Origin of the sequence: Microtetraspora malaysiensis, from assembly GCF_050947145.1 — a bacterium.
In the GTDB taxonomy this organism is placed as follows: Bacteria; Actinomycetota; Actinomycetes; order Streptosporangiales; family Streptosporangiaceae; genus Microtetraspora_A; species Microtetraspora_A malaysiensis.
Genome location: NZ_CP191998.1, coordinates 7,432,250 through 7,452,721 on the forward strand (window position 1 = coordinate 7,432,250; position 20,472 = coordinate 7,452,721).

Below are 20,472 nucleotides of genomic sequence, written 5' to 3' on the forward strand. Positions count from 1 at the left end.
CGGCTGGCTGGGCCCCGGGTCGCTGGTTATGATCCCGCAGTGGCGTCAAACGGTGGAAATCCCGATGAATCCCCGATAGGTGACGCCCTGCGCGAGGGGGATCCTCGCCAGGTCGGGCCGTTCGCCCTGCTCCGCCGGCTCGGCCAGGGCGGGATGGGCACCGTCTACCTCGGGCGCGCCCCCGGCGGCGACCCGGTCGCGATCAAGCTCATCCACCCGCAGTGGGCCGCCGACCCCGACTTCCGCCGCCGCTTCACCCGCGAGATCTCCGCAGCCCAGCGCGTCGCCCGCTTCTGCACCGCCCCCGTCCTGGCCGCCGACGTCGAGGGCGACACCGCCTATCTCGTCACCGAATACGTCCCGGGGCCCACCCTCCAGCAGGCCGTACGCGACCACGGGCCGCTCAGCGGCTCGCATCTCGAGAGCGTCGCGGTGAGCGTCGCGGTCGCACTGCAAGCCATCCACGCCGCGGGGATCGTCCATCGCGACCTCAAGCCGGGGAACGTCCTGCTGTCTCCGCTCGGCCCCAAGGTGATCGACTTCGGCATCGCCCAGCTCGCCGAAGCCGGCGCCCACGTCAGCAGCGCCATCGTCGGCACCCCCGCCTACATGCCCCCCGAACAGGCCAGAGGCGAACACGTCACCCCCGCCTCCGACATCTTCGCCTGGGGCGCCCTCGTCGCCTACGCCGCCTCAGGCCACGCCCCCTTCGGCGACGGACCACCGCCCAGCGTCCTCTACCGCATCGTCCACCACGAACCCGACCTCACCACACTCGAACCCCACCTACGCGCCACCGTCGCCCACGCCCTCGCCAAAGACCCCGCCCACCGCCCCACCGCGCAGCAGCTCCTCGACGCCCTCACCCGCCGCACCCCCGCCGGTCAGGCCCCGTACGTGCGGGACAGCGCCGAGCCCGTTGAGACCAGTGGGACGCACGAGACCGGTGGGACCGGCTCCACGGCGAGCACAGGCGGTACGGCGGACGAGGGCACGGTCGTCGCACGACGCAGGACCGGGGTCCTCGCCGGGGCGGCGGCCGCCGCCGTCGCGCTCCTGACGGCCGGGGTGGTCGTCGCCCTGCGGATCGGCGCGGCGGGCGGCGACGACGGTTCGCCGGGACAGGCGATCACCTCGCGGAGCGCGTCCGCGCCGCCCGCGGCCACCGCCGCCGCCTCCCCCTCCGCGGCGGGAGGCGGGACCGGCGGGGAGTCCGACGATGTGAAAAACAACGCGAAAGATGACACGACAGGCGACACGACAGACGACGCGAACGACGGCGCGAAGGACGGCAACCCGCTGACCGGCCGTGCCGTACGGCTCTATGTGAGCCCCGACGGCGACCCGGCCCGCCAGGCGTCGGCCTGGCAGGCAGCGGGGCGGCACGGCGACGCCGCCCTCATGCGGGCGCTCGCCCGAGTCCCGCGGTCGGTCTGGCTGGAGGCGCGCATGACCGACGCCGACGCCGCCCGGATCGTGAACACGGCGCTCGACGCGGCAGGGAAGCAGGGGGCGGTCCCCGTGTTCGTCACGGACCGCCTGCCGCTGCGCGACTGCTACCCCAACGGCGCGCCCGACTCGCGGGCGTACGCGTCCTGGATCGGCGCGATCGCCACCGCCATCGGCGACCGCCCGGCCGTGGTCGTCCTGGAGCCCAACAGCCTGAGCAAGGTCCCGGGCACGCCGGGCTGCGCCCTCGGTGGCCCGAACGGCGAGCAGACCCGCTACGACCAGCTCTCCAGCGCGGTCAAGCGGCTCGGCGCGCTCCCGCGGACCGCGGTCTACCTCGACGGCGGACAGCGGTACTGGCCGTCGATCGAGGACGCCGCGAGCCGCCTGATCAAGGCGGGCCTGGATCAGGCCGACGGATTCTTCCTCAACGCCTCCGGCTTCCAGCCGACCGACACCGTCGAGGCGTACGGCGTGCGGCTGGCGAAATGCGTGCACCTCACGAAGACGGGCGGCGGGAGCCGCTGCCTCGGGCCCGAGGTGGACGCGGTTCCCGACGACACCCCGGGACTGCCCCATTTCGTCATCGACACCGGCAGGAACGGCAGGGGCGGGTGGCGTCCGCCGGCCAAGAAATACAAGCAGGCCCAGGAGTGGTGCAACCCGCCCGGCCGGGGTCTCGGCCCGCGCCCCGCAACGGACACCGCGAGCGGGCTGGCCGACGCCTACCTGTGGATCCGCGACCCCACCAAGTCGAACGGCACCTGTACACGCGGCACCTCCGGGCCGGAGGACCCCGTCTACGGGCTGGTGGCGCCGCGCGGCGGCGAGTTCTGGCCGGACCTCGCCCTCCAGCGGGCCAAGGACGCCGTCCCGCCCCTGTCCTGACGACGGCGACCTCCGCGGCCGGCCGATCACGATCATGCAGCGACCCACGGATGGGACCGATGACGAACGACGACGTGGGCGAGCCGCTGCGCGACGGCGATCCCCGGGCGGCTACCCGCTGTCCGGCTGATCAGGTCGGGTGCCGGCAGGACCGCCGGTATCCAGGTCGCGGAGGACGGGGTTCTGTCGGCCCAGGATGCTAAGAATCTCGCATCGCCCCCGACGAGCGAAGGGACGTCCGATGGCGTTGGTCACCTTCCGCGATGAGACCGCGACCGGCAGGTCGCTGGACGAGTTCGTCCTGCCCGGCCTGCCCGAGCGGATCACCGCCCGAGAGCTGGTACGGCTGCGCGTGCGCGAGGAGGTCGCCCGATACAACGCGGCTCCGTCGGCTCACTTCCGCGGCCTGGTCCGGCCGACCGAGGCCGAGGCCGAGCTGAACGGCTACCGGATGCGCGCGGCCCGCAGGCTCGACTGGGAGCGGCAGGCCGACGCCGCCGAGGCGGCGTTCGCCCGCAACGGCTTCATCCTCCTGGTCGGCGACCGGCAGATCGAGGACCTGGCCGACGAGATCGACCTGACGGCCGACCCCGTGGTGTCCTTCGTCAAGCTCGTTCCCCTGGTCGGGGGCTGACCGTGGGCGTCGTCGACGAGCTTGCCCACCGGTCCGGCCCGCCGTTCGAGAAGGGCGACCGCATGCTGTTGTGATCCTCTCCACGGAGTTCCTCCTCGACGACATCCTCAACGACATCGCCGCAGCCGATCCGGCCGTCGCCCGCCACATCAAGGGATGATCCTGATGCCCCTCTCTCCCTCCGCGCTGGCCCTGCGCGCACTCATGACCGACCCGGCCGCCGCCGGCGACCCGTGGTTCGAGCAGTCCTACCTGACCACCTCCGACCTGGGCTCGCTCCTGCCGTACGCGTACCGGACGTCCGGGAGCGGAGGCCCGGCGATGTCGGCGAGGTTCGTGGTGGAGGACGCCGTCAAGGAGCGCCAGCCGTCGTTCACGCCGGAGGCGTGCGCCGACCTGTTCCTGGCCCTCATGGACGGGCTGCCGGAACGCAAGTGGTCCAACCTTCCCCTGGCGGCGGCGGCGCTGGTGCGCTGCCCCGGCGGCCCGCCGCATGCCGACCTCGCCGAGCCCGCGCGGGAGCTGGTGCGCTTCCACCTCGCCGCGGACCGCGTCGAGCACCCGCACGCGCTGCTGGTGGTCGCCGGGCTCGCCGGGCTGGACGAGGAGGTGGCCGCGGTGCTCAGGGACGGGCCGGGTTCGATCGCCGTGGGCGAGATCGACCTGCTGCTCGGCTGGGAGGCGGAGCGCCGGGCCCTGCTGGCCGAGGTCACCGAGAGGAACTACGGCTGCCCTCCCCCGCTGCCCGACGCCTGGGAGCGGCTGGCCGCGATCCCGGAGTACGCGGCCTTCGCCCGCTCCGCGCTGGAAGCCGCCGACGCCAGGGTCGCCGCCATCCACGCGGGCGAGATCCCCTATCGCGCCGACCGCGCCTTCGACGACAAGGAGAAGGACGTGCTCGGCCGGGCCGTACGGCTGGCGCTGCGGCAGGACGAACCGTGGCTGCCCGACCTTTTCGACCGGCTGGTGCGCGGCGTGGCCGTGGCGCCCACTGCGGCGCGGACGCTGCCCTCCCAGGGCCTGCTGTACGAGATGGCCCGCGCTGCCGTGGAGTTCCCGACCCCGGAGGCGATCGACGCGCTGCGGGCCGCGCGGGAGGTGACGCGGCACGCGAGCGTGCCCAAGCGACTCGACCGCACGACCAAGGGGATCGAACGCGCGCTGGCCGATCGGGTCGAGGTGGCGTTCCGGATGCCGGACCTCGGGTTCGAGCCGGGCGGGCGGCTCCGCGTGCCCCTCGGCGGGCACGCGGCCGTGATCTCCGTCGGCGACGACGTCGAGCTGACCTGGTGGCAGGGTGACAAACGGCTCAAAGGGGTGCCCGCGGCGGTACGGCGAGACCACGCCGACGAGGTCAAGCGCCTGCGCGACCTGACCGGGCGAGCCCGCCGGCAGCTCACCACGCTGATCCGCGCGCTGGAGGCGGGATTCCCCGGCGAGACCGCCCATCCGTACGCGACCTGGCGGCGGCTGGCCGGCCATCCGATCGCCGGGACCGTCGCGCGGCGGCTGATCTGGGAGATCGAGGTCTCCCCCGGGCGGCGGGTGAGCGTACTGGGCGGCGCCTCGGACGCCGACATCGCCGGAATCACCGGGGTCGCGCCGTCACCCGACGCCCCGGTCCGGCTGTGGCATCCGGCCCGCGCCTCTCTCGACGACGTTCGCGCCTGGCGCGAACGGGTCAGCGAGGAACGGATCAGGCAGCCGTTCAAGCAGGCGTTCCGTGAGATCTACCCGCTCACCCCCGCGGAGGAGCGCACCGGCGGCTACTCCAACCGGTTCGCCGCCCACGTGGTGGACTACCGGAAGCTGTACGCGCTGTTCAAGCAGCGCGGCTGGGCGGCCGACATGCTGGGCCCGTGGGACGGTGGCCGCCACGGCGAGGCCCAGTGCGTGCTCGCCGGAGGACGCTGGCGGGCGTCGTTCCTCCACGAGGCCGACGATTCGGGCGAGCACGCCACCACCGACCAGATCCGCTTCAATCGCAACGAAAACGGCGAATGGCGGCAGGTAGCGCTCACCGAGGTGCCGCCGCTGGTGTTCAGCGAGGCGATGCGGGACGTGGACCTGTTCATCGCGGTCACGTCGATCGCCACCGATCCCGGGTGGGCCGACCGCGGCGACGGCCACCGCGACTACTGGCATACTGCCGCCTTCGGCCCGCTGCCGCCGTCGGCCGAGGTCCGTCGGGACGCGCTGGCCCGCCTGCTGCCGCGCACCGCGATCGCGGAGCGCTGCGTCCTGACGGACCGCTATTTGATGGTCCGGGGCGATCTGCGGAGCTACCGGATCCATCTGGGCAGCGCCAACATCCTCATGGACCCCGGCGACGTCTACCTGTGCGTCGTCAGCGCCCCGCACGCGGCCGACGACGTCTTCCTGCCGTTCGAGGAGGACGGGCGACTCGGGCTGATCCTCAGCAAGGCGTTCCTGCTGGCCCGCGACAGCGAGATCGAGGACGAGTCCATCCTGCGGCAGATCAAGGGGTGACCCGGCACGCCTCTCCCGTGCCGTGCCGTACGGCGGCGAGACGCACTCCATGCCGCTCCTCGCACAACCACCGGCACGGGGCGCGTCCTCGAACGATGGCAGGGCGGCGCCCCGGGCCGTAGCCTGTGATCGTGGCCGACCTCACTTCGCCCCCGCACAGGGTTCCCACCGGGAGCGGCGGGGGGACGCTGATCTCCATGGCCGTGATCGTCACCGGCCTGGCGCTCGCCGTCACCGCCGTCCTTCCCTGGGCCGGGGTGACGGCGGAGCTCGGCCTGGTGGGCACCGAGCTCACCCAGGCGATCCGCGGCGTCGACCGGGCCCCGGGCTGGTTCGTCCTGGGCGCGGGCGTCACGGCCACGCTGCTGGGCGTTCTCGGGATGACGCGGAGCCGGCTGTTCACCGGGTTCGCGATCCTGCCCGGCGCCGTCGCCGCGTTCGCGCTGGCCATGTTCTTGACCGATCCGCAGGAGTGGGTCGAGCGGCTGAGCTTCCGCATCCCCGGCCTGGTGGACGTGCATCCCACCGTTCAGTACGGCTGGTTCGCCGCTCTGATCGCCTCCGTCGTGGTCGCCGCCCTGGCCGCCGCCGCCCTCCTGCGCCGCCGCTGACGGCACGGCCCCGGCCCCGGCCCCGGCCCGACGAACCGCCGCCCGCGCATCCGGCCGACCGCCCGCGGCCTCCACCCGCACGATCGGCCCGCGGCGCCGGTCACCGCGATCCCACGCCCTGAAGGCGGACGCCCGCCGCCGCGAGGTCGTGGCGGCGGGGGCCGGACGGCCGCCCACGTTCGAGAGGTCCCGGACTCAGTCGTAGAAGCCGAGGCGGCGGAGCTGCTTGGGGTCGCGCTGCCACTCCTTGGCGACCTTGACCCGCAGGTCGAGGTAGACGCGAGTGCCGAGCAAGGCCTCGATCTGCCTGCGTGCCCGGGTGCCGACGTCCTTGAGCCGAGCGCCCCCCGGACCGATCACGATCGCCTTCTGCGACGGCCGCTCCACGAACATGTGGGCGTAGATGTCGAGGAGGTCGTCCCGGCCCTCGCGCGGGCCCATCTCCTCCACGACGACCGCGATCGAGTGCGGCAGCTCGTCCCGGACCCCTTCGAGGGCCGCCTCGCGGATCAACTCGGCGACGAGGACCTGCTCGGGCTCGTCGGTCAGCTCGCCCCCGGCGTACAGGGGCGGGGATTCGGGCAGCCGCGCGGTGAGCAGATCGACGAGCACGTCGAGCTGTTCACCACTCTCGGCGGAGACCGGCACGATCTCCTCGAAGTTCGCCAGGGACGAGACCGCGAGGAGCTGCTCGGCGATCTGCTGGCGGCTGGCGAGGTCACACTTGGTCACCACGGCGACGAGCGGCGTCTTCTTGACCGCGGCGATCTTCTCGGCGATGAACCTGTCGCCCTTGCCGATCGGCTCGTTGGCCGGCACGCAGAAGCCGATCAGATCCACCTCGGTCAGCGTGGACAGCACGAGGCTGTCGAGCCGCTCGCCGAGCAGGGTGCGCGGCCGGTGCAGGCCGGGGGTGTCCACGATGACGAGCTGTGAGTCGGGCCGGTGCACGATCCCGCGGATGACCCGCCGCGTGGTCTGCGGCTTGGACGAGGTGATGGCCACCTTCGTGCCGACCAGCGCGTTCATCAGCGTGGACTTGCCCACGTTCGGCCGCCCGACGAAGCAGGCGAAACCGGCGCGGAATTCGGGAGTGCTCACGTCAGACGTACCGGCCCTTCACCACACCGTCGGGACCGGCCAGGAAGATGGGGGCCTTGCCGAGGTCCCGGACCACGGCGACGTCCCGCTCGCCCGGCTCGTCCACCGCGCCGACCAGCGCCACGGCCTCCAGAGACGCCGCCCCGCTGGAGACCGCCATCGCCACCGCCACCTGCGTCGCGGACAGCTCCAGCGAGGGCAGAGCGACGTTCGTCGCCACATAGGTCCGCCCGGTCTCGTCCCGTACGGCGGCGCCCTCGGCGGAACCGTTGCGCGCCCGGGCCGACCTGGCCAGCGTGATGATCTTTTGGTCTTCGGGGTCGAGTGTCTCAGTCACAGGTCAAGGGTACTGACCCTTCCGGCCAGGACTCTGGCGAGTGCCGCGGTGCCCTTGACATCCGGCGACGCGACGCCCCCGTGGACGAGGGTGATCAGCGCGTCCCCCTGCCGCGCCACCACCAGGTGCATCTCGTACGGATATCCGCCGACCCGTCCCTTGAACCGCCGCGCCTCGACGCCGTCGCCCACGCCTTTGATCCGCAGCCGTGACGTGCGCAGGCGGTCGCCCTTGCCCGCGCCCCCGGCAGCGGCGACGCGGCAGCTCCGCATGGCCCGCTCCAGCCGGTCGAGCACCCCGCCCGCCGCGTTGTCCCCGTAGACCGCGAGGCCGACGGCCGCGGTCTCGCCCACGTGCTGCCCCTCGTACGTGGTGGCGGTCCCGGCGACGAGGTCGCGCGTGGGCGGCCGGCCCGCCGCCGCGTCGAACAGGGCCCGGCAGGCATCGCTCTTGGCCCGGAACGGCGGTCGCCATCGCTCGCGCTGGTGGTCGGAGAAGCCCTGGGGCAGGTCGTCGATCCCGCCGAGCAGGACCTTCAACCGTCCGGCGTCCAGAGCCGCGTGCTGTGCCGCCTCTCCGCCACCGCCGCCGCATCCCGCCAAGGCGGCCACGAGACAGGCCGCGACCGCACAGACAGCACCGCCGATGATCCGCATTCCGGTGTCCCCCGTTCTCCGGCGGGTCCGGAAGATCCCCGCCGACGGCTTTCTTCCCCAGCGGCAAAAGCGGCAATCACCCTGAGTAACCAACATGGGCCTCTCACCCGATCAATTCGGGCGAGAGGCCTCATGGAACTCCCCCGTGTTTCCCCCTGGAGGAAGGGAGCCGGTGCGCCGCGAACCCCTCCCGGCGCGCCGGTTGTTCCCCTCAGAACGCCCCGAACCCCCCGGGCGTCTGAGGAGATCCTCGCCGACCCCACTTGTAGCCCACTTGAACCCCACTTGCCCGGTCTCCGGCCGGTAGTGCGCCGGCCGCACACGTACACCGGGATCGAGGGAGCAGAGCGAAAGGGAGCGAGGACCGCAGATTCCTCCCCGCGAAGGGACCGATCCCGTCAAAGTTCGCGGGCACCCCGAACTGGAGCGGCGGATCCCCGGCGCACCGGCTGGGACATCAGTCCTGTTCGGCGCGGGCGCTCATGGCGTCATCCCCGGCCGGCTCGATCCGGCGCACCACCACGGTGCTGATCCGGTTGCGGCGGCCCGCGAGGTTCTCCGCGGTCAGCCGCAGCCCGTCGACGGTGGCCTCGGAACCCGCGATCGGCACCCGGCCGAGGGCGTGCGCGAGCAGCCCGCCGACCGTGTCCACGTCGTCCACGTCGATCTCGACGTCGAAGAGTTCGCCCAGCTCGTCGACCGGCAGCCGCGCCGTCACCCGCACCGACCCGTCGTCCAGCCACTCGACCGGCGGGATCTCCTGGTCGTACTCGTCGGTGATCTCGCCGACGATCTCCTCGATCACGTCCTCGATCGTCACCAGGCCGGCGGTGCCGCCGTACTCGTCGATCACGATCGCGAGGTGGATCTGCCGCGCCTGCATCTCGCGCAGCAGATCGTCGATCGGCTTGCTGTCCGGCACGAACGTCGCGGGACGCATCAGCTCCTGGACCCGGGCGGCGCCGTCGCCGGTCTCCTGCATCCGGCGCACGATGTCCTTCATGTAGGCGATGCCGACGACGTCGTCCTCGTTCTCGCCGGTCACCGGGATGCGCGAGAAGCCGCTGCGCAGGGCCAGCGAGAGCGCCTGGCTCAGCGTCTTGTGCCGCTCGATGATGACCATGTCCGTACGGGGGACCATGACCTCGCGGACCAGCGTGTCACCCAGCTCGAAGACCGAATGGATCATCTCGCGCTCGTCCGGCTCGATCACCCGGCGTTCCTCGGCGAGGTCGACCAGGTCACGCAGCTCGGCCTCGGAGGTGAACGGCCCCTCGCGGAACCCCTTGCCCGGCGTCAGCGCGTTGCCCAGCAGGATCAGCAGCTTGGGCAGCGGGCCGAAGATCCGGGTCAGCCCGTACACGATGGGCGCGCCGGCGAGCGCCACCCGGTCGGCGTGCTGCCGGCCGAGCGTACGCGGCGACACCCCGACGATGACATAGCTGACCAGGACCATCACGACCGCCGCGGCGACATACGCCTGGCCCTGGTCTCCGAGCCAGTCGATGAAGAGCAGGGTCGCGATCACCGTCGCGCCCAGCTCGCAGATCAGCCGCAGCAGGAGCAGCAGGTTGAGGTAGCGCGGCGGGTCCTTGACGATCGTCTGCAGACGTAGAGCACCGCGCCGGCCCTCCTTGACGAACTCTTCGGCGCGTACGCGCGAGATGCGCGACAGCGCCGTCTCCGCGCTCGCGATCAGGCCGCCGACCACGATCAGGGCGACGGCCGAGAACAACCAGCCGTTCATCGGTCGCTCACCGCTTCCCGCGCGACTCCCGCCACGACGCGAGCAACTCGCCCTGGAGCCCGAACATCTCGGCGTGCTCCTCGGGCTCGGCGTGGTCGTAGCCGAGCAGGTGCAGGATGCCGTGCGTGCAGAGTAGCTCCAGCTCGTCCTGCGTACCGTGCCCGGCCTCGGTCGCCTGCCGGGCGGCCACCTGGGGGCAGAGCACCACGTCGCCGAGGAGCGCCGGGTCCGGGGAGGCGTCCTCGTCCCGGCCGCCGCCCTGCCCCGGGCGCAGCTCGTCCATCGGGAAGGCGAGCACGTCCGTGGGGCCGGGCTCGCCCATCCACTGCTCGTGCAGCTCGGACATGGCCGGCTCGTCGACGATCAGGATGGACAGCTCGGCCAGGGGGCTGATCCCCATCTTGCCCAGGACGTGACCGGCCAGTTCCGCGAACACCGCCTCGTCGACCTCGACGCCCGACTCGTTGGCGACTTCGACACTCACCGGTTCTCCTCGCTCCGCGGCCCGGACAGGGGGCGCGGGCCGCGCCGTTCTGTTCTCTCGTTCACCGTCTCCCCCGGGGACGTCTGTCCATCGCCTTCGGGTCCGACGCCATCGCCGCGTCGTACTTGCCGTACGCGTCGACGATGTCGCTCACCAGCCGGTGGCGGACAACGTCGGCGCTGGTCAGCCGACTGAAGTGGATGTCGTTGATGCCGTGGAGGATGTCCTGGACGACCTTGAGGCCGCTGTCCTGCCCTCCGGGGAGGTCGATCTGGGTCACGTCACCGGTGACGACGATCTTGGAGTTGAACCCCAACCGGGTCAGGAACATCTTCATCTGCTCGGGCGAGGTGTTCTGCGCCTCGTCCAGGATGATGAACGCGTCGTTCAGCGTGCGCCCGCGCATGTACGCCAGCGGCGCGACCTCGATGGTGCCCGCCGCCATCAGCCGCGGGATCGAGTCGGGGTCGAGCATGTCGTGCAGCGCGTCGTAGAGCGGCCGCAGATAGGGGTCGATCTTCTCGTACAGGGTGCCCGGCAGGAAGCCCAGCCGCTCTCCCGCCTCGACCGCGGGCCGGGTCAGGATGATGCGGTTGACGTGCTTGTTCTGCAGGGCCTTCACGGCCTTGGCCATGGCGAGGTACGTCTTGCCGGTGCCGGCGGGCCCGATGCCGAAGACGATCGTGTGCTTGTCGATCGCGTCGACGTATCGCTTCTGGTTGACCGTCTTGGGGCGGATCGTCCGGCCGCGCGTGGAGAGGATGTCCAGGGACAGCACCTCGGCGGGGCGGTCGCTGGTCATCCTCAGCATCGCGATGCTGCGCTCGACGGAGTCGATGGACAGCTCGGCGCCCGAGCCGACCAGCTCCACCAGCTCCTCGAAGAGCCGCACGACGAAGCCGCTCTCCTCTGGCGAACCGGTGATCGTGATCTCGTTGCCGCGCACGTGGATGTCGGCGCGGAAGGCCTTCTCGATGACCCGCAGCAGCTCGTCCTGCGAGCCGAGCAGGCTGATCATCGGCTGTCCCTCGGGGATGAGGACCTTGGCCTGGGTCTGGTTCGTGGTCTGTGACTCGGACATGGGCGGCCGTTACGGCCTGCTCGCCTCCCTAGTTCCTACGGTCATGCTATCCGTTAGCCGGGAGGCCACGTCAGGCCGCGGCCGCCCAGTACGTGCGCGTGAACGTGGAACACGGTCTGCCCGGCGCCCTCGCCGGTATTGAAAACGACGCGATATCCGCTCTCGGAGACGCCCTCCTGAAGGGCCACGTCATGGCATGCTTTGAGGACGTCGTCGGCGAGGCCGTCGTCCGCCTGGGCGAGCGCCGCGGCATTCGCGTGATGCGACTTGGGGACGACCAGGACGTGTGTGGGCGCTTGGGGGTTGATATCGCGGAACGCCAGCGCCCGCTCGGTTTCCAGGACGATGTCGGCGGGAATCTCCCTGGCCACGATTTTGCAGAACAGGCAGTCGGTCACGATCGAGAAGCGTAGCCGTTGCCAATCAGTGATGTCGTTGAAAGATCCCCCAGATAGTGTGAATGTGCGACACTACACCGACAAAAACACCCCTAGTGTCGGGCGAGGACACAACTGGGTCATGCCCTCTAATGATGCGGAAGAGCGTAAACCCCCCGGGGAGGACGAGCGTCCTACTGACGTGACCACCGAGACCCTCGTGGCCGACAGGTCGCTGGGGGCGGTGCCTGTCGGATGGGACGCCGACATGGCCGTGACCGCGCTCTACAGCGCGCACTATCGGTCCCTTGTGCGTCTCGCCGTGCTGCTGGTCCGCGATGTGGCCAGCGCCGAGGAAGTCGTGCAGGACGCGTTCGTCGCCATTCACGGGGCTTGGCGGCGGCTGCGCGACACCGACAAGGCACTCGCCTACCTGCGCCAATCGGTCGTCAACCGATCTCGCTCAGTGTTGCGCCACCGCGCCGTCGTCGAGAAGTACGCTCCAAAGGGGCTCCCCGACGCGCCGAGCGCCGAGAACGGCGCGATCGGCGAGCTCGAACGATCCGCGGTCATCGAGGCTCTGCGCCTCCTGCCCACCCGGCAGCGCGAGGCACTCGTCCTGCGCTACTACGGTGACCTGTCCGAGGCCGAGATCGCACACGCGATGGGCATCAGCAAGGGCGCGGTGAAGAGTCACACGGCCCGCGGCATGGCCGCCCTACGGATGGCACTGGAGCAGTTCTCATGACCTTCCCCACCGACGACGAGCACGGCGAGATCCTGCGCCGCGCCATGCGGGCGGAGGCGGACTCGGTCGTTCCTTCGCCCGAAGGGCTCGACATCATCCGGCACCGCATCGAGGAGCGGGGCGCCCGCGGCCTGCGCGGCCTGTTCTGGTGGCGCGTCGGCGCCTCGGTCGCCGGGGCGGCACTGGTGGCGGGCACCGTCGTGATGCTCATCCCCGACCTACGCACCCAGGTGATCCACAGCACGGTCTCCAACACCGGGGACGACTCGCGGCTCCCCGACACCTCGTCCGTGAATCGCCCTCCGAAGCCCAACAACGACCCGCCCCCAGTCACCGGCCCGCCGACTCGGGGCGACGAGCCCTCGCCCCCGCCCGTGGCCACGCCGCGTACCAGCCCTTCGGCGGTGGCTCCGTCGCCGTCGCCGTCCCCGAGCAACCCGTGCGCGTCCCCGGAGACGACGGGCCAGGTCGTCGAGCCGAACCCCTCCGGATCGGCGCCGTGCCCCACGATGACGGCGACACCGACGCCGCCGGTCGGGCCGTCCCCCCGTCCCACGCCGAGCCGTACGCCGACCGGGTGCTCCGGCAGGCACTGCGAGACGTCGCCCACGCCGAAGCCGTCGCCCTCGCCGACTGCGAGCCCGGCGGACAGCGTCGTGGTCAGCCCGGAGCCGATGGCCGAGTCGCCCACGCCGTAGCCGCCGGAGCGCGGCCGATCACCAGCGGCCGCAGCGGGTCAGCAGCACGGCCGCGGCGGCCACCCCGGCCGTCGAGGTGCGCAGCACCGTCGGGCCCAGCAGCGCGGGTACGGCTCCCGCCGCCCGGAAGGCGGCGATCTCCTGGTCGGTGATGCCGCCCTCGGGGCCGACGACCACGACGACGTCGCCGTCGGCGGGCAGGGGAAGGCCGCTCAGCGGCCGGGCGGCCTCCTCGTGCAGCACGACGCCGAGCGCGGCCCCGGAGAGCAGCTCGGCGACCTGTGCGGTCGTCGCCTGCTCGGTCACCTCGGGCAGATGGAAGCGGCGGGCCTGCTTGCCCGCCTCGCGCGCGGTGCTGCGCCAGCGGGCCAGCGCCTTGCCGGCCCGCTCGCCCTTCCACTGCGTGACGCAGCGGGACGCGGCCCACGGGACGATCACGTCCACGCCCGCTTCGGTCATCATCTCGACCGCGAGCTCTCCCCTGTCGCCCTTGGGCAGCCCCTGGACCACGACCAGGCGCGGGCGGGCCGCCTCCACCTCGTATCGACGGAGCACCTCGGCGGTGAGCGAGTCCTTGGCCACGTCGCGGACCACGCACTCGGCGACCAGGCCGGCGCCGTCCGTCAGGTCGATCCGCTCTCCCGGGCGGAGCCTGCGTACGGCGGCGGCGTGCCGCCCCTCGGGGCCGTCCAGCAGGACGCGGTCGCCCTGACCGCCGGACGCGGCCGCCGAAAGGTCGGCGAGGAACACGGGAACGCTCATGACATCACCAGTCGCGCGGGCACGGCGTCAGCGGCCGTTGAACGCGTCTCTCAGCCGGGAGAAGAACCCCTGCTGGCCCGGGGAGAACTTCCCTGGCGGCCGCTCCTCGCCGCGCAGCTTGGACAGCTCGCGCAGCAGCTCCTCCTGCTGCGGGTCGAGCTTGTTGGGCGTCTCGACGTTCACGTGGATCAGCAGGTCGCCCCTGCCGGTCTCGTTGAGCCGCTGGATGCCCCTGCCGTACAGAGGGATCACCTGGCCGGCCTGGGTGCCGGGGCGCACGTCGATCTCCTCGGCGCCGTCCAGGGTCTCGATCGTGAGGGAGGTGCCCAGGGCGGCGGCGGTCATCGGGATCTGGACCGTGCAGTGCAGGTCGTCGCCGCGCCGCTCGAAGATCGAGTGCGCACGCTCGGCGATCTCCAGGAAGAGGTCGCCGGGCGGGCCGCCGCCGGGACCGACCTCGCCCTCGCCGGCGAGCTGGATGTGTGTGCCGTCCTCGACGCCGGCCGGGATGCGGACCTTGATCGTACGCCGGGTGCGGACCCGGCCCTCACCCGAGCACTCCAGGCAGGGGTTGCGGATGACGCTGCCGTAGCCGCCGCACTGCGGACACGGCCGCGAGGTCATCACCTGGCCGAGGAACGAGCGGGTCACCTGCGAGACCTCACCCCGGCCGTGGCACATGTCGCACGTGTCGGGGTGGGTGCCCTCGGCGGCGCCGGAGCCCTGGCACACGTCACACAGCACCGCGGTGTCGACCACGATCTCGCGGGTGGTGCCGAAAGCGGTCTCCGCCAGGTCGAGCTCGACCCGGATCGTCGCGTTGCGGCCGCGCCTGGCCCGGGAACGCGGCCCACGGGCGCCTCCGGCGCTGCCGAAGAAGGCGTCCATGATGTCGCTGAACGGGAACCCGGCGCCGAACCCGCCGGCCCCGGCACCCGCGCCGGAGCTGAACGGATCGGCTCCGAGGTCGTACATCTGGCGCTTGTTGGTGTCGGACAGGACCTCGTAGGCCTGCGTGATGTCCTTGAACCGCTCCTGCGTCTCCGGGTCAGGATTGACGTCCGGGTGCAGCTCGCGGGCAAGGCGGCGATAAGCCTTCTTGATCTCTTCCTGGCTGGCGTCCCGCCGGACCCCGAGGGTCGCGTAATAGTCCTTGGCCACTTACGACCCCGCCAGGATCTGGCCGACGTAGCGCGCCACCGCGCGCACCGCACCCATCGTCACCGGATAGTCCATTCGCGTCGGGCCCAGCACTCCAAGCCGGGCCAGTTCCTTGTCGCCCGCACCGTACCCCGCGGCCACGATCGAGGTGCCGCGAAGTCCGGTGTACGGGTTCTCGGAGCCGATCCTCACGGTCAGCCCCGGCAGGTCATCGGTCTCGCCGAGCAACCGCATCAGCACGACCTGCTCCTCCAGCGCCTCAAGCACCGCGCGCAGGCCCACGCTGAAGTCGGGGGCCGCGAGGTTGGCGGCGCCGGCGAAAACAATCTTCTCTTCGTGCCGCTCGACCAGGGTCTCCAGCAGCACTGACAGGATGGTCGCGGCCACCGGCCGATCCTCGATCGGCAGCCTGTCAGGGAGCTCCGCCACCGTATCCGGCACATCGGACAGGCCGCAGCCGTCCAGGCAGGAGTTCAGCACGGCGCGCAGGTGGGCGACGCGGTCGTCCGCCACCGGCTCGGGCAGCTCGATCACCCGCTGCTCGACCCGGCCGGTGTTCGTGATCAACACCAGCATGACCCGCCGCTCCGCCACCGGCACGATCTCCACGTGCCGGACCGTCGAGCGGGTCAGCGAGGGGTACTGCACGACGGCGACCTGCCGCGTGAGCTGGGCGAGCAACCGAACCGTCCGCATGACGATCTCGTCGAGGTCCACGGCGCCGGCGAGGAAGGTCTCGATCGCCCGGCGTTCCGCCGCGGACAGCGGCTTGATCTGCGAGAGGCGGTCGACGAACAGGCGGTATCCCTTGTCCGTCGGCACCCGTCCCGCGCTGGTGTGCGGCTGGTGGATGTATCCCTGCTCCTCCAGCGCCGCCATGTCGTTGCGGATCGTGGCCGGCGAGACGCCGAGGTGGTGCCTGTCGGCGAGGGCCTTGGACCCGACCGGCTCATTGGTGGACACGTAGTCCTCGACGATGGCGCGGAGCACGGCCAGCTTGCGTTCGTCGAGCAAAGTGTCACCTCCCTGTGCATCGGGAACACGCTGTCTGGCACTCCGTGTTCCCGAGTGCCAAGTGTACGGCTACCGCCCACGGGGTGCGATAACACCAATCGGGCCGACTACACAAGCTGCCCGCAATCGCCTCACAAGTTGCCCTCGCTAGGGTCCCGGTCATGACCGACAACCACAACCCCTTCCCCGGTGACGGCCACGCGCCGTCGCCGCCGTACGCGCAGGCCATGCCGCCGCTGGGCGCCGTCGGCACGCCCTACGACCCTTCGCAGGCCGGGCCGTACGCGCCGGGCGGGTACGGCCCGCCGCCGTCGCCGGGCCCGGTGCGGCCGCGAATCCTGTGGATCGTCCTCGCCTGGGTGCTCTTCGTCGTGCTGCTGGTCGTGGGCGTGGCCGGTTTCGCCCGCGGGCTGGGCTCCGCCGTCAAGGACGCCGCCTCGCTCGCGACGTTCGCCACCGGCGAGTCGGTGAGCGTGCGGCTCGACCCGAAGGACAGGCCCGCGATCTACGCCTCGGCGGAGCAGGCGGCGGACGTGAGCTGCAAGGTCGAGGGCGCGCCGGGCCTGGACGTCCGCCTCACCCGGCCGAGCGGCACCCAGAGCATCACGTACGACGGGACCACCTGGGAGATGGTCTTCCAGATCGGCGCCCCGGCCGCGGGCGACTACCAGGTCTCCTGCACGGGCGAGGGCGTCAAGTTCGGCGTCGGCAAAGAGCTCATCGGCAGCGTGGGCAAGGTGGTCGGCGGCGCGGTCGCGATGATCGCCCTCCCCACGGCCGGCTTCCTGATCGCGGTCGTCGTCACCATCGTCGTGCTGGTCCGGCGCGCGGGCGCCCGTAAAAAGGCGATGCGCTGACCGGCCCGCGGTCGTGCTCAGGTGCCCATGGAAGGCGGGCGCGCGCCGGACTCCGGCCGGAGGATGCCCGATTTTGCTAGCGTTCCCGCCATGTATGGGCAGGACGTGCTTTCCGGAGACTGGCGGCGGCCCGGCAGAGGGAAGATCCCCGAGGTGCCCGCGGAGCGGGATCTCGTGGTGGAGGACGCCGAAGGCCGCTTCTGCGGCGCCGTGGTGGCCTGCGACAAGGAGGCCGTCACCCTGGAGGACCGGTTCGGCCGGCGCCGGATCTTCCCGCTCGCGCCCGCCGCGTTCCTCCTGGAGGGGCGGCCGGTGACGCTGGTACGACCGTCCGAGGCGCCGGGCGGGGCGCGGCGCAGCGCCTCCGGGTCGATCGCCGTCGAGGGCCTGCGGGCGCGGGTGGCCCGGGAGAGCCGGATCTACGTGGAGGGCGTCCACGACGCGTCCCTGGTGGAGAAGATCTGGGGCCACGACCTGCGGGTGGAGGGGGTGGTCGTCGAGTTCCTCGAAGGCGTCGACGACCTGCCCGCGATCGTGGCGGAGTTCGCGCCCGGCTCCGGCCGCAGGCTGGGTGTGCTGGTCGACCACCTCGTCCCCGGGTCGAAGGAGAGCCGCATCGCCGCGCGGGTGTCCGGCTCGGACGTGCTGGTCGTGGGCCACCCGTACGTGGACATCTGGCAGGCGGTCAAGCCGTCCGTCCTCGGCATCCCGGCCTGGCCCGAGGTGCCGCGCGGCCTCCCGTGGAAGGAGGGCGTGATCGCCGCGCTGGGCTGGCGGATGGAGCCCGCGGACGCCTGGCGGCACATCCTCGGCCGCGTGACGGCGTACACGGACCTGGAGCCGGAGCTGCTCGGCCGGGTCGAGGAGCTGATCGACTTCGTCACGGAGCCCGGAGAATGACTTGCGGAGGGCCGCCCGGCCCGGCCCGCGGCCGCTTAGGGTCGAGTAAGGACAACGCAAAGGGAGGTCGGGCATGACCGGCGATCCGCGGGAGCCGTACGCAGGCGAGAGCGGGCACGAACGCCCCGGTCAGGGCGGGTCCGGACGTGAGACGCCCGGTCAGGGCGCCGGCGAGGCACAACCCGAGACCCCTCCTCAGGGCGTCCCCGGGCAGGGCTCCGCCGATCACGGAAACCAGGGCTACGGCGCTCCCGGTTATGGTGCTCCCGGCTACGGCGCCCCCGGTTATGGTGCTCCGGGACACGAGCCGGGCCAGGGCATGCCCTACGGCGCCCCCGGCGACCCGGGGTACGCGTCCGGGTACGACGCGGCGCCCGGCTATCCCGGATACGGCGCCCCGGGGCACGGATATGGCGCCGCCGGGCCGTATGTGCCGGGGCAGTACGGCCCCCGGCCGGGCACCGACGACACCAACATGGCGATGCTCGCCCACCTCGCCGGGCTGGGCAACCTCATCGCCTGGCCGCTCGGCGCGGTCGGCTCGTTGGTGATCTACCTGACGCGGAAGGACCAGTCGCCGTACGTCCGGGACCAGGCGGCCGAGGCGCTGAACTTCTGGATCACCGCCACGATCGCCTTCATCGCCGTGGTCGTGGTCTCGACCGTGCTGTCCGTGGTCCTGGTCGGGGTCCTCGGGTTCCTGCTGCTCCCGGTCATCTGGGTGTACACGCTCGTCGTGGGGATCATGGGCGCGATGGCGGCCAACCGCGGGGAGAACTACCGCTATCCGATGACGATCCGCCTCGTCACCTGATCACGCGCGAGGACGGCTCCCCGCTCAGGCCAGGTCGCGGATCAGGGCGTCCGCGAGGAGCCGGCCACGCAGCGTCAGCACGGCGCGGCCGCGCTTGAACGGCTCGACCTCGAGCAGGCCGTCGGCCAACGCCTTGGCGCAGGCCGTACGCGCGGACGGCCGCACGTCGGCGAGCGGGAACCCGGTCACGAGCCGGAGCTCCAGCATCAGCCGTTCGACCGCCTGGTCGTCCTCCGTCAGCACCTCACGGGCGTAGCCCGGCGACTCCCCCGCCGCCAGCCGCGCCGCGTATGGCGCGGGGTGCTTGACGTTCCACCACCGGGTGCCTCCCACGTGGCTGTGCGCGCCCGGTCCGACACCCCACCAGTCGCCGCCGGTCCAGTACAGGAGGTTGTGGCGGCAGCGCGCCTCGTCCGAGACCGCCCAGTTGGAGACCTCGTACCAGCGGAACCCGGCCGAGGTGAGCATCTCCTCGGCGATGAGATAGCGGTCCGCCGCCACGTCGTCGTCCGGCATCGGCAGCTCGCCGCGCCGGATCCGCGCCGCCAGCCGGGTACCCTCCTCGATGATCAGCGAGTACGCCGAGACGTGGTCGGGACCGGCGGTCAGCGCGGCCTCGAGCGAGGCCCGCCAGTCGTCGTCGGTCTCGCCGGGCGTCGAGTAGATCAGGTCCAGGTTGACGTGGTCGAACCCGGCCTTCCGGGCCTCCTGTACGGCCGCACCGGCCCGGCCCGGCGTGTGACGGCGGTCGAGCACGGTGAGCACGTGCTCGCGGGCGCTCTGCATGCCGAAGCTCATCCGGGTGAACCCGCCCTCGCGCAGGACCTCCAGGGACCGCTGGGTGACGGACTCCGGGTTGGCCTCCGTGGTGACCTCGGCCCCCGGGGCCAGCCCGAACTCCTCGTCCACCACGCGGAGGATGCGGACGAGGTCCTCGGGAGGGAGCAGCGTCGGCGTGCCTCCGCCGACGAACACGGTCTCCACGGGCAGCTCGGCGTCGCCGAGGACGCGCCGGGCGAGCCGCACCTCCTCGATCGCCGTCGAGGCGTAGTCCCGCTGGGAGGCGCCGGGCCCGAGCTCGGCGGCCGTGTACGTGTTGAAGTCGCAGTAGCCGCACCGGGTGAGGCAGAACGGCACGTGGACGTAGAAGCCGAACGGGCGGGAGCCGAGGCTGTCGAGAGCGCTGGAGGGCAGCTCGCCGGAGGCCGGGATCGGGTCGCCGTCGGGAAGAACAGAAGGCACGCCTCCAGTCTGCCGCTATCCGGCCGGTGCCCTCGCCTCTCCTCCCCCTGACCACCCCTCTCACTCGGTTTCCCGGACCTCGCTCTCACCGCCGCTCGGGCACGAGGGGCTGGGGTGGGACGAGGGGCTTCGCGAGGGCCGCCAGTTCGAGCAGCGGGGCGAGAACGGCCTGCCGGGGATCTTCTCCCGGATCGTCTGACGGCCGGAAGCAGGTGGCGGCCGCGTCGAGCACCGCCGTGATCACGGTGGAGTCCGGGAACGGGATCTCGACCCCGACGGCGCCGTCCTGGTCGGGTGGGGAGTCCCCGGCGTGGAGCCGAAGGAGCCGCTGCGTCTCCACGGCCATGGCCACGCCGAGCATCGCGGCGCGCATGAACCGCTCGGCGGCGTGAGCATCTGCGATCATTTCCGACCTCCGAAT

At 71.9% G+C, this 20,472-nt stretch carries 21 protein-coding genes; 9 read left to right on the forward strand and 12 right to left on the reverse strand.

Annotated features, from left to right (window positions below):
• The first annotated feature begins 39 nt into the window (after positions 1-39).
• The 4 genes from ACQP1V_RS34765 (at position 40) to ACQP1V_RS34780 (ending at position 6,072) form a co-directional block, all read left to right on the forward strand.
• A complete protein-coding gene (locus ACQP1V_RS34765; RefSeq protein ID WP_433414606.1) occupies positions 40-2,337 on the forward strand; it encodes a glycoside hydrolase family 6 protein in 2,298 nt (765 codons plus the stop codon).
• Positions 2,338-2,578: 241 nt separating this feature from the next.
• A complete protein-coding gene (locus tag ACQP1V_RS34770) occupies positions 2,579-2,971 on the forward strand; it encodes a hypothetical protein (RefSeq protein ID WP_067132563.1) in 393 nt (130 codons plus the stop codon).
• 165 nt (positions 2,972-3,136) lie between these two features.
• Complete coding sequence (locus ACQP1V_RS34775; protein ID WP_433414608.1) at positions 3,137-5,461, forward strand: DUF4132 domain-containing protein; 2,325 nt, start codon at positions 3,137-3,139, stop codon at positions 5,459-5,461.
• A gap of 131 nt (positions 5,462-5,592) precedes the next feature.
• Positions 5,593-6,072, forward strand: coding sequence for a hypothetical protein (locus ACQP1V_RS34780; protein ID WP_433414609.1), 480 nt, complete (start codon positions 5,593-5,595; stop codon positions 6,070-6,072).
• A gap of 195 nt (positions 6,073-6,267) precedes the next feature.
• Here the strand turns inward: ACQP1V_RS34780 and era are convergent, their stop codons facing one another.
• From era to ACQP1V_RS34815, 7 genes are all read right to left on the reverse strand, one after another.
• A complete protein-coding gene (gene era, locus ACQP1V_RS34785) occupies positions 6,268-7,173 on the reverse strand; it encodes a GTPase Era (protein ID WP_433217818.1) in 906 nt (301 codons plus the stop codon).
• A 1-nt stretch (position 7,174) separates the two neighbouring features.
• A complete protein-coding gene (locus tag ACQP1V_RS34790) occupies positions 7,175-7,510 on the reverse strand; it encodes a cytidine deaminase (RefSeq protein WP_387413714.1) in 336 nt (111 codons plus the stop codon).
• The gene (locus tag ACQP1V_RS34795; RefSeq protein WP_433414611.1) at positions 7,507-8,166 is read right to left on the reverse strand and encodes a hypothetical protein; all 660 of its coding nucleotides are present in this window, start codon (positions 8,164-8,166) and stop codon (positions 7,507-7,509) included. Before ACQP1V_RS34795 ends, ACQP1V_RS34790 begins: the two co-directional genes overlap by 4 nt.
• Positions 8,167-8,623: 457 nt before the next feature.
• On the reverse strand, positions 8,624-9,913 hold the full coding sequence (locus ACQP1V_RS34800; protein WP_433414613.1) for a hemolysin family protein: 1,290 nt from the start codon (positions 9,911-9,913) through the stop codon (positions 8,624-8,626).
• A 7-nt stretch (positions 9,914-9,920) separates the two neighbouring features.
• On the reverse strand, positions 9,921-10,397 hold the full coding sequence (ybeY, locus tag ACQP1V_RS34805; protein ID WP_433414615.1) for an rRNA maturation RNase YbeY: 477 nt from the start codon (positions 10,395-10,397) through the stop codon (positions 9,921-9,923).
• A 61-nt stretch (positions 10,398-10,458) separates the two neighbouring features.
• Positions 10,459-11,478 carry a PhoH family protein gene (locus tag ACQP1V_RS34810; protein WP_433414617.1) on the reverse strand — a complete coding sequence of 340 codons (1,020 nt, stop codon included), beginning with the start codon at positions 11,476-11,478 and terminating at the stop codon, positions 10,459-10,461.
• Between the two features lie 53 nt (positions 11,479-11,531).
• Positions 11,532-11,876: a histidine triad nucleotide-binding protein gene (locus ACQP1V_RS34815; protein WP_387413706.1), complete on the reverse strand. Its 345-nt coding sequence runs from the start codon at positions 11,874-11,876 to the stop codon at positions 11,532-11,534.
• A 247-nt stretch (positions 11,877-12,123) separates the two neighbouring features.
• Here ACQP1V_RS34815 and ACQP1V_RS34820 point away from each other — a divergent pair, with 247 nt between their 5' ends.
• Entirely contained in the window at positions 12,124-12,603 is a 480-nt protein-coding gene (locus ACQP1V_RS34820) for a SigE family RNA polymerase sigma factor (protein ID WP_067133127.1), read from the forward strand.
• Complete coding sequence (locus tag ACQP1V_RS34825; protein ID WP_387413705.1) at positions 12,600-13,301, forward strand: hypothetical protein; 702 nt, start codon at positions 12,600-12,602, stop codon at positions 13,299-13,301. Before ACQP1V_RS34820 ends, ACQP1V_RS34825 begins: the two co-directional genes overlap by 4 nt.
• An 18-nt stretch (positions 13,302-13,319) precedes the next feature.
• Here ACQP1V_RS34825 and ACQP1V_RS34830 read toward each other — a convergent pair whose 3' ends face one another.
• Genes ACQP1V_RS34830 through hrcA form a run of 3 tightly spaced genes read right to left on the reverse strand, consistent with a single transcriptional unit; the run spans position 13,320 to position 16,238 of the window.
• Complete coding sequence (locus ACQP1V_RS34830) at positions 13,320-14,063, reverse strand: 16S rRNA (uracil(1498)-N(3))-methyltransferase (protein WP_433414619.1); 744 nt, start codon at positions 14,061-14,063, stop codon at positions 13,320-13,322.
• Positions 14,064-14,090: 27 nt separating this feature from the next.
• Positions 14,091-15,224, reverse strand: a complete 1,134-nt coding sequence (gene dnaJ / locus ACQP1V_RS34835; protein ID WP_387413703.1) for a molecular chaperone DnaJ — start codon at positions 15,222-15,224, stop codon at positions 14,091-14,093.
• Entirely contained in the window at positions 15,225-16,238 is a 1,014-nt protein-coding gene (gene hrcA / locus ACQP1V_RS34840) for a heat-inducible transcriptional repressor HrcA (protein ID WP_067132599.1), read from the reverse strand. It lies immediately after the preceding gene.
• Positions 16,239-16,399: 161 nt separating this feature from the next.
• Between hrcA and ACQP1V_RS34845 the strand changes: the two genes are divergently transcribed.
• The 3 genes from ACQP1V_RS34845 to ACQP1V_RS34855 all read left to right on the forward strand — a co-directional run bounded on the left by ACQP1V_RS34845 (position 16,400) and on the right by ACQP1V_RS34855 (position 18,809).
• Positions 16,400-17,095 carry a hypothetical protein gene (locus tag ACQP1V_RS34845; protein WP_433414622.1) on the forward strand — a complete coding sequence of 232 codons (696 nt, stop codon included), beginning with the start codon at positions 16,400-16,402 and terminating at the stop codon, positions 17,093-17,095.
• Positions 17,096-17,185: 90 nt separating this feature from the next.
• Positions 17,186-17,995, forward strand: a complete 810-nt coding sequence (locus tag ACQP1V_RS34850) for a DUF3097 domain-containing protein (protein WP_387413701.1) — start codon at positions 17,186-17,188, stop codon at positions 17,993-17,995.
• 73 nt (positions 17,996-18,068) lie between these two features.
• Entirely contained in the window at positions 18,069-18,809 is a 741-nt protein-coding gene (locus ACQP1V_RS34855; RefSeq protein ID WP_433414624.1) for a DUF4870 domain-containing protein, read from the forward strand.
• A gap of 24 nt (positions 18,810-18,833) precedes the next feature.
• Here the strand turns inward: ACQP1V_RS34855 and hemW are convergent, their stop codons facing one another.
• Together hemW and ACQP1V_RS34865 are read right to left on the reverse strand one after the other, a co-directional pair.
• A complete protein-coding gene (gene hemW, locus ACQP1V_RS34860; RefSeq protein WP_433414626.1) occupies positions 18,834-20,051 on the reverse strand; it encodes a radical SAM family heme chaperone HemW in 1,218 nt (405 codons plus the stop codon).
• Positions 20,052-20,136: 85 nt separating this feature from the next.
• Entirely contained in the window at positions 20,137-20,457 is a 321-nt protein-coding gene (locus ACQP1V_RS34865; protein WP_433414628.1) for a hypothetical protein, read from the reverse strand.
• Between the last annotated feature and the right edge of the window lie 15 nt (positions 20,458-20,472).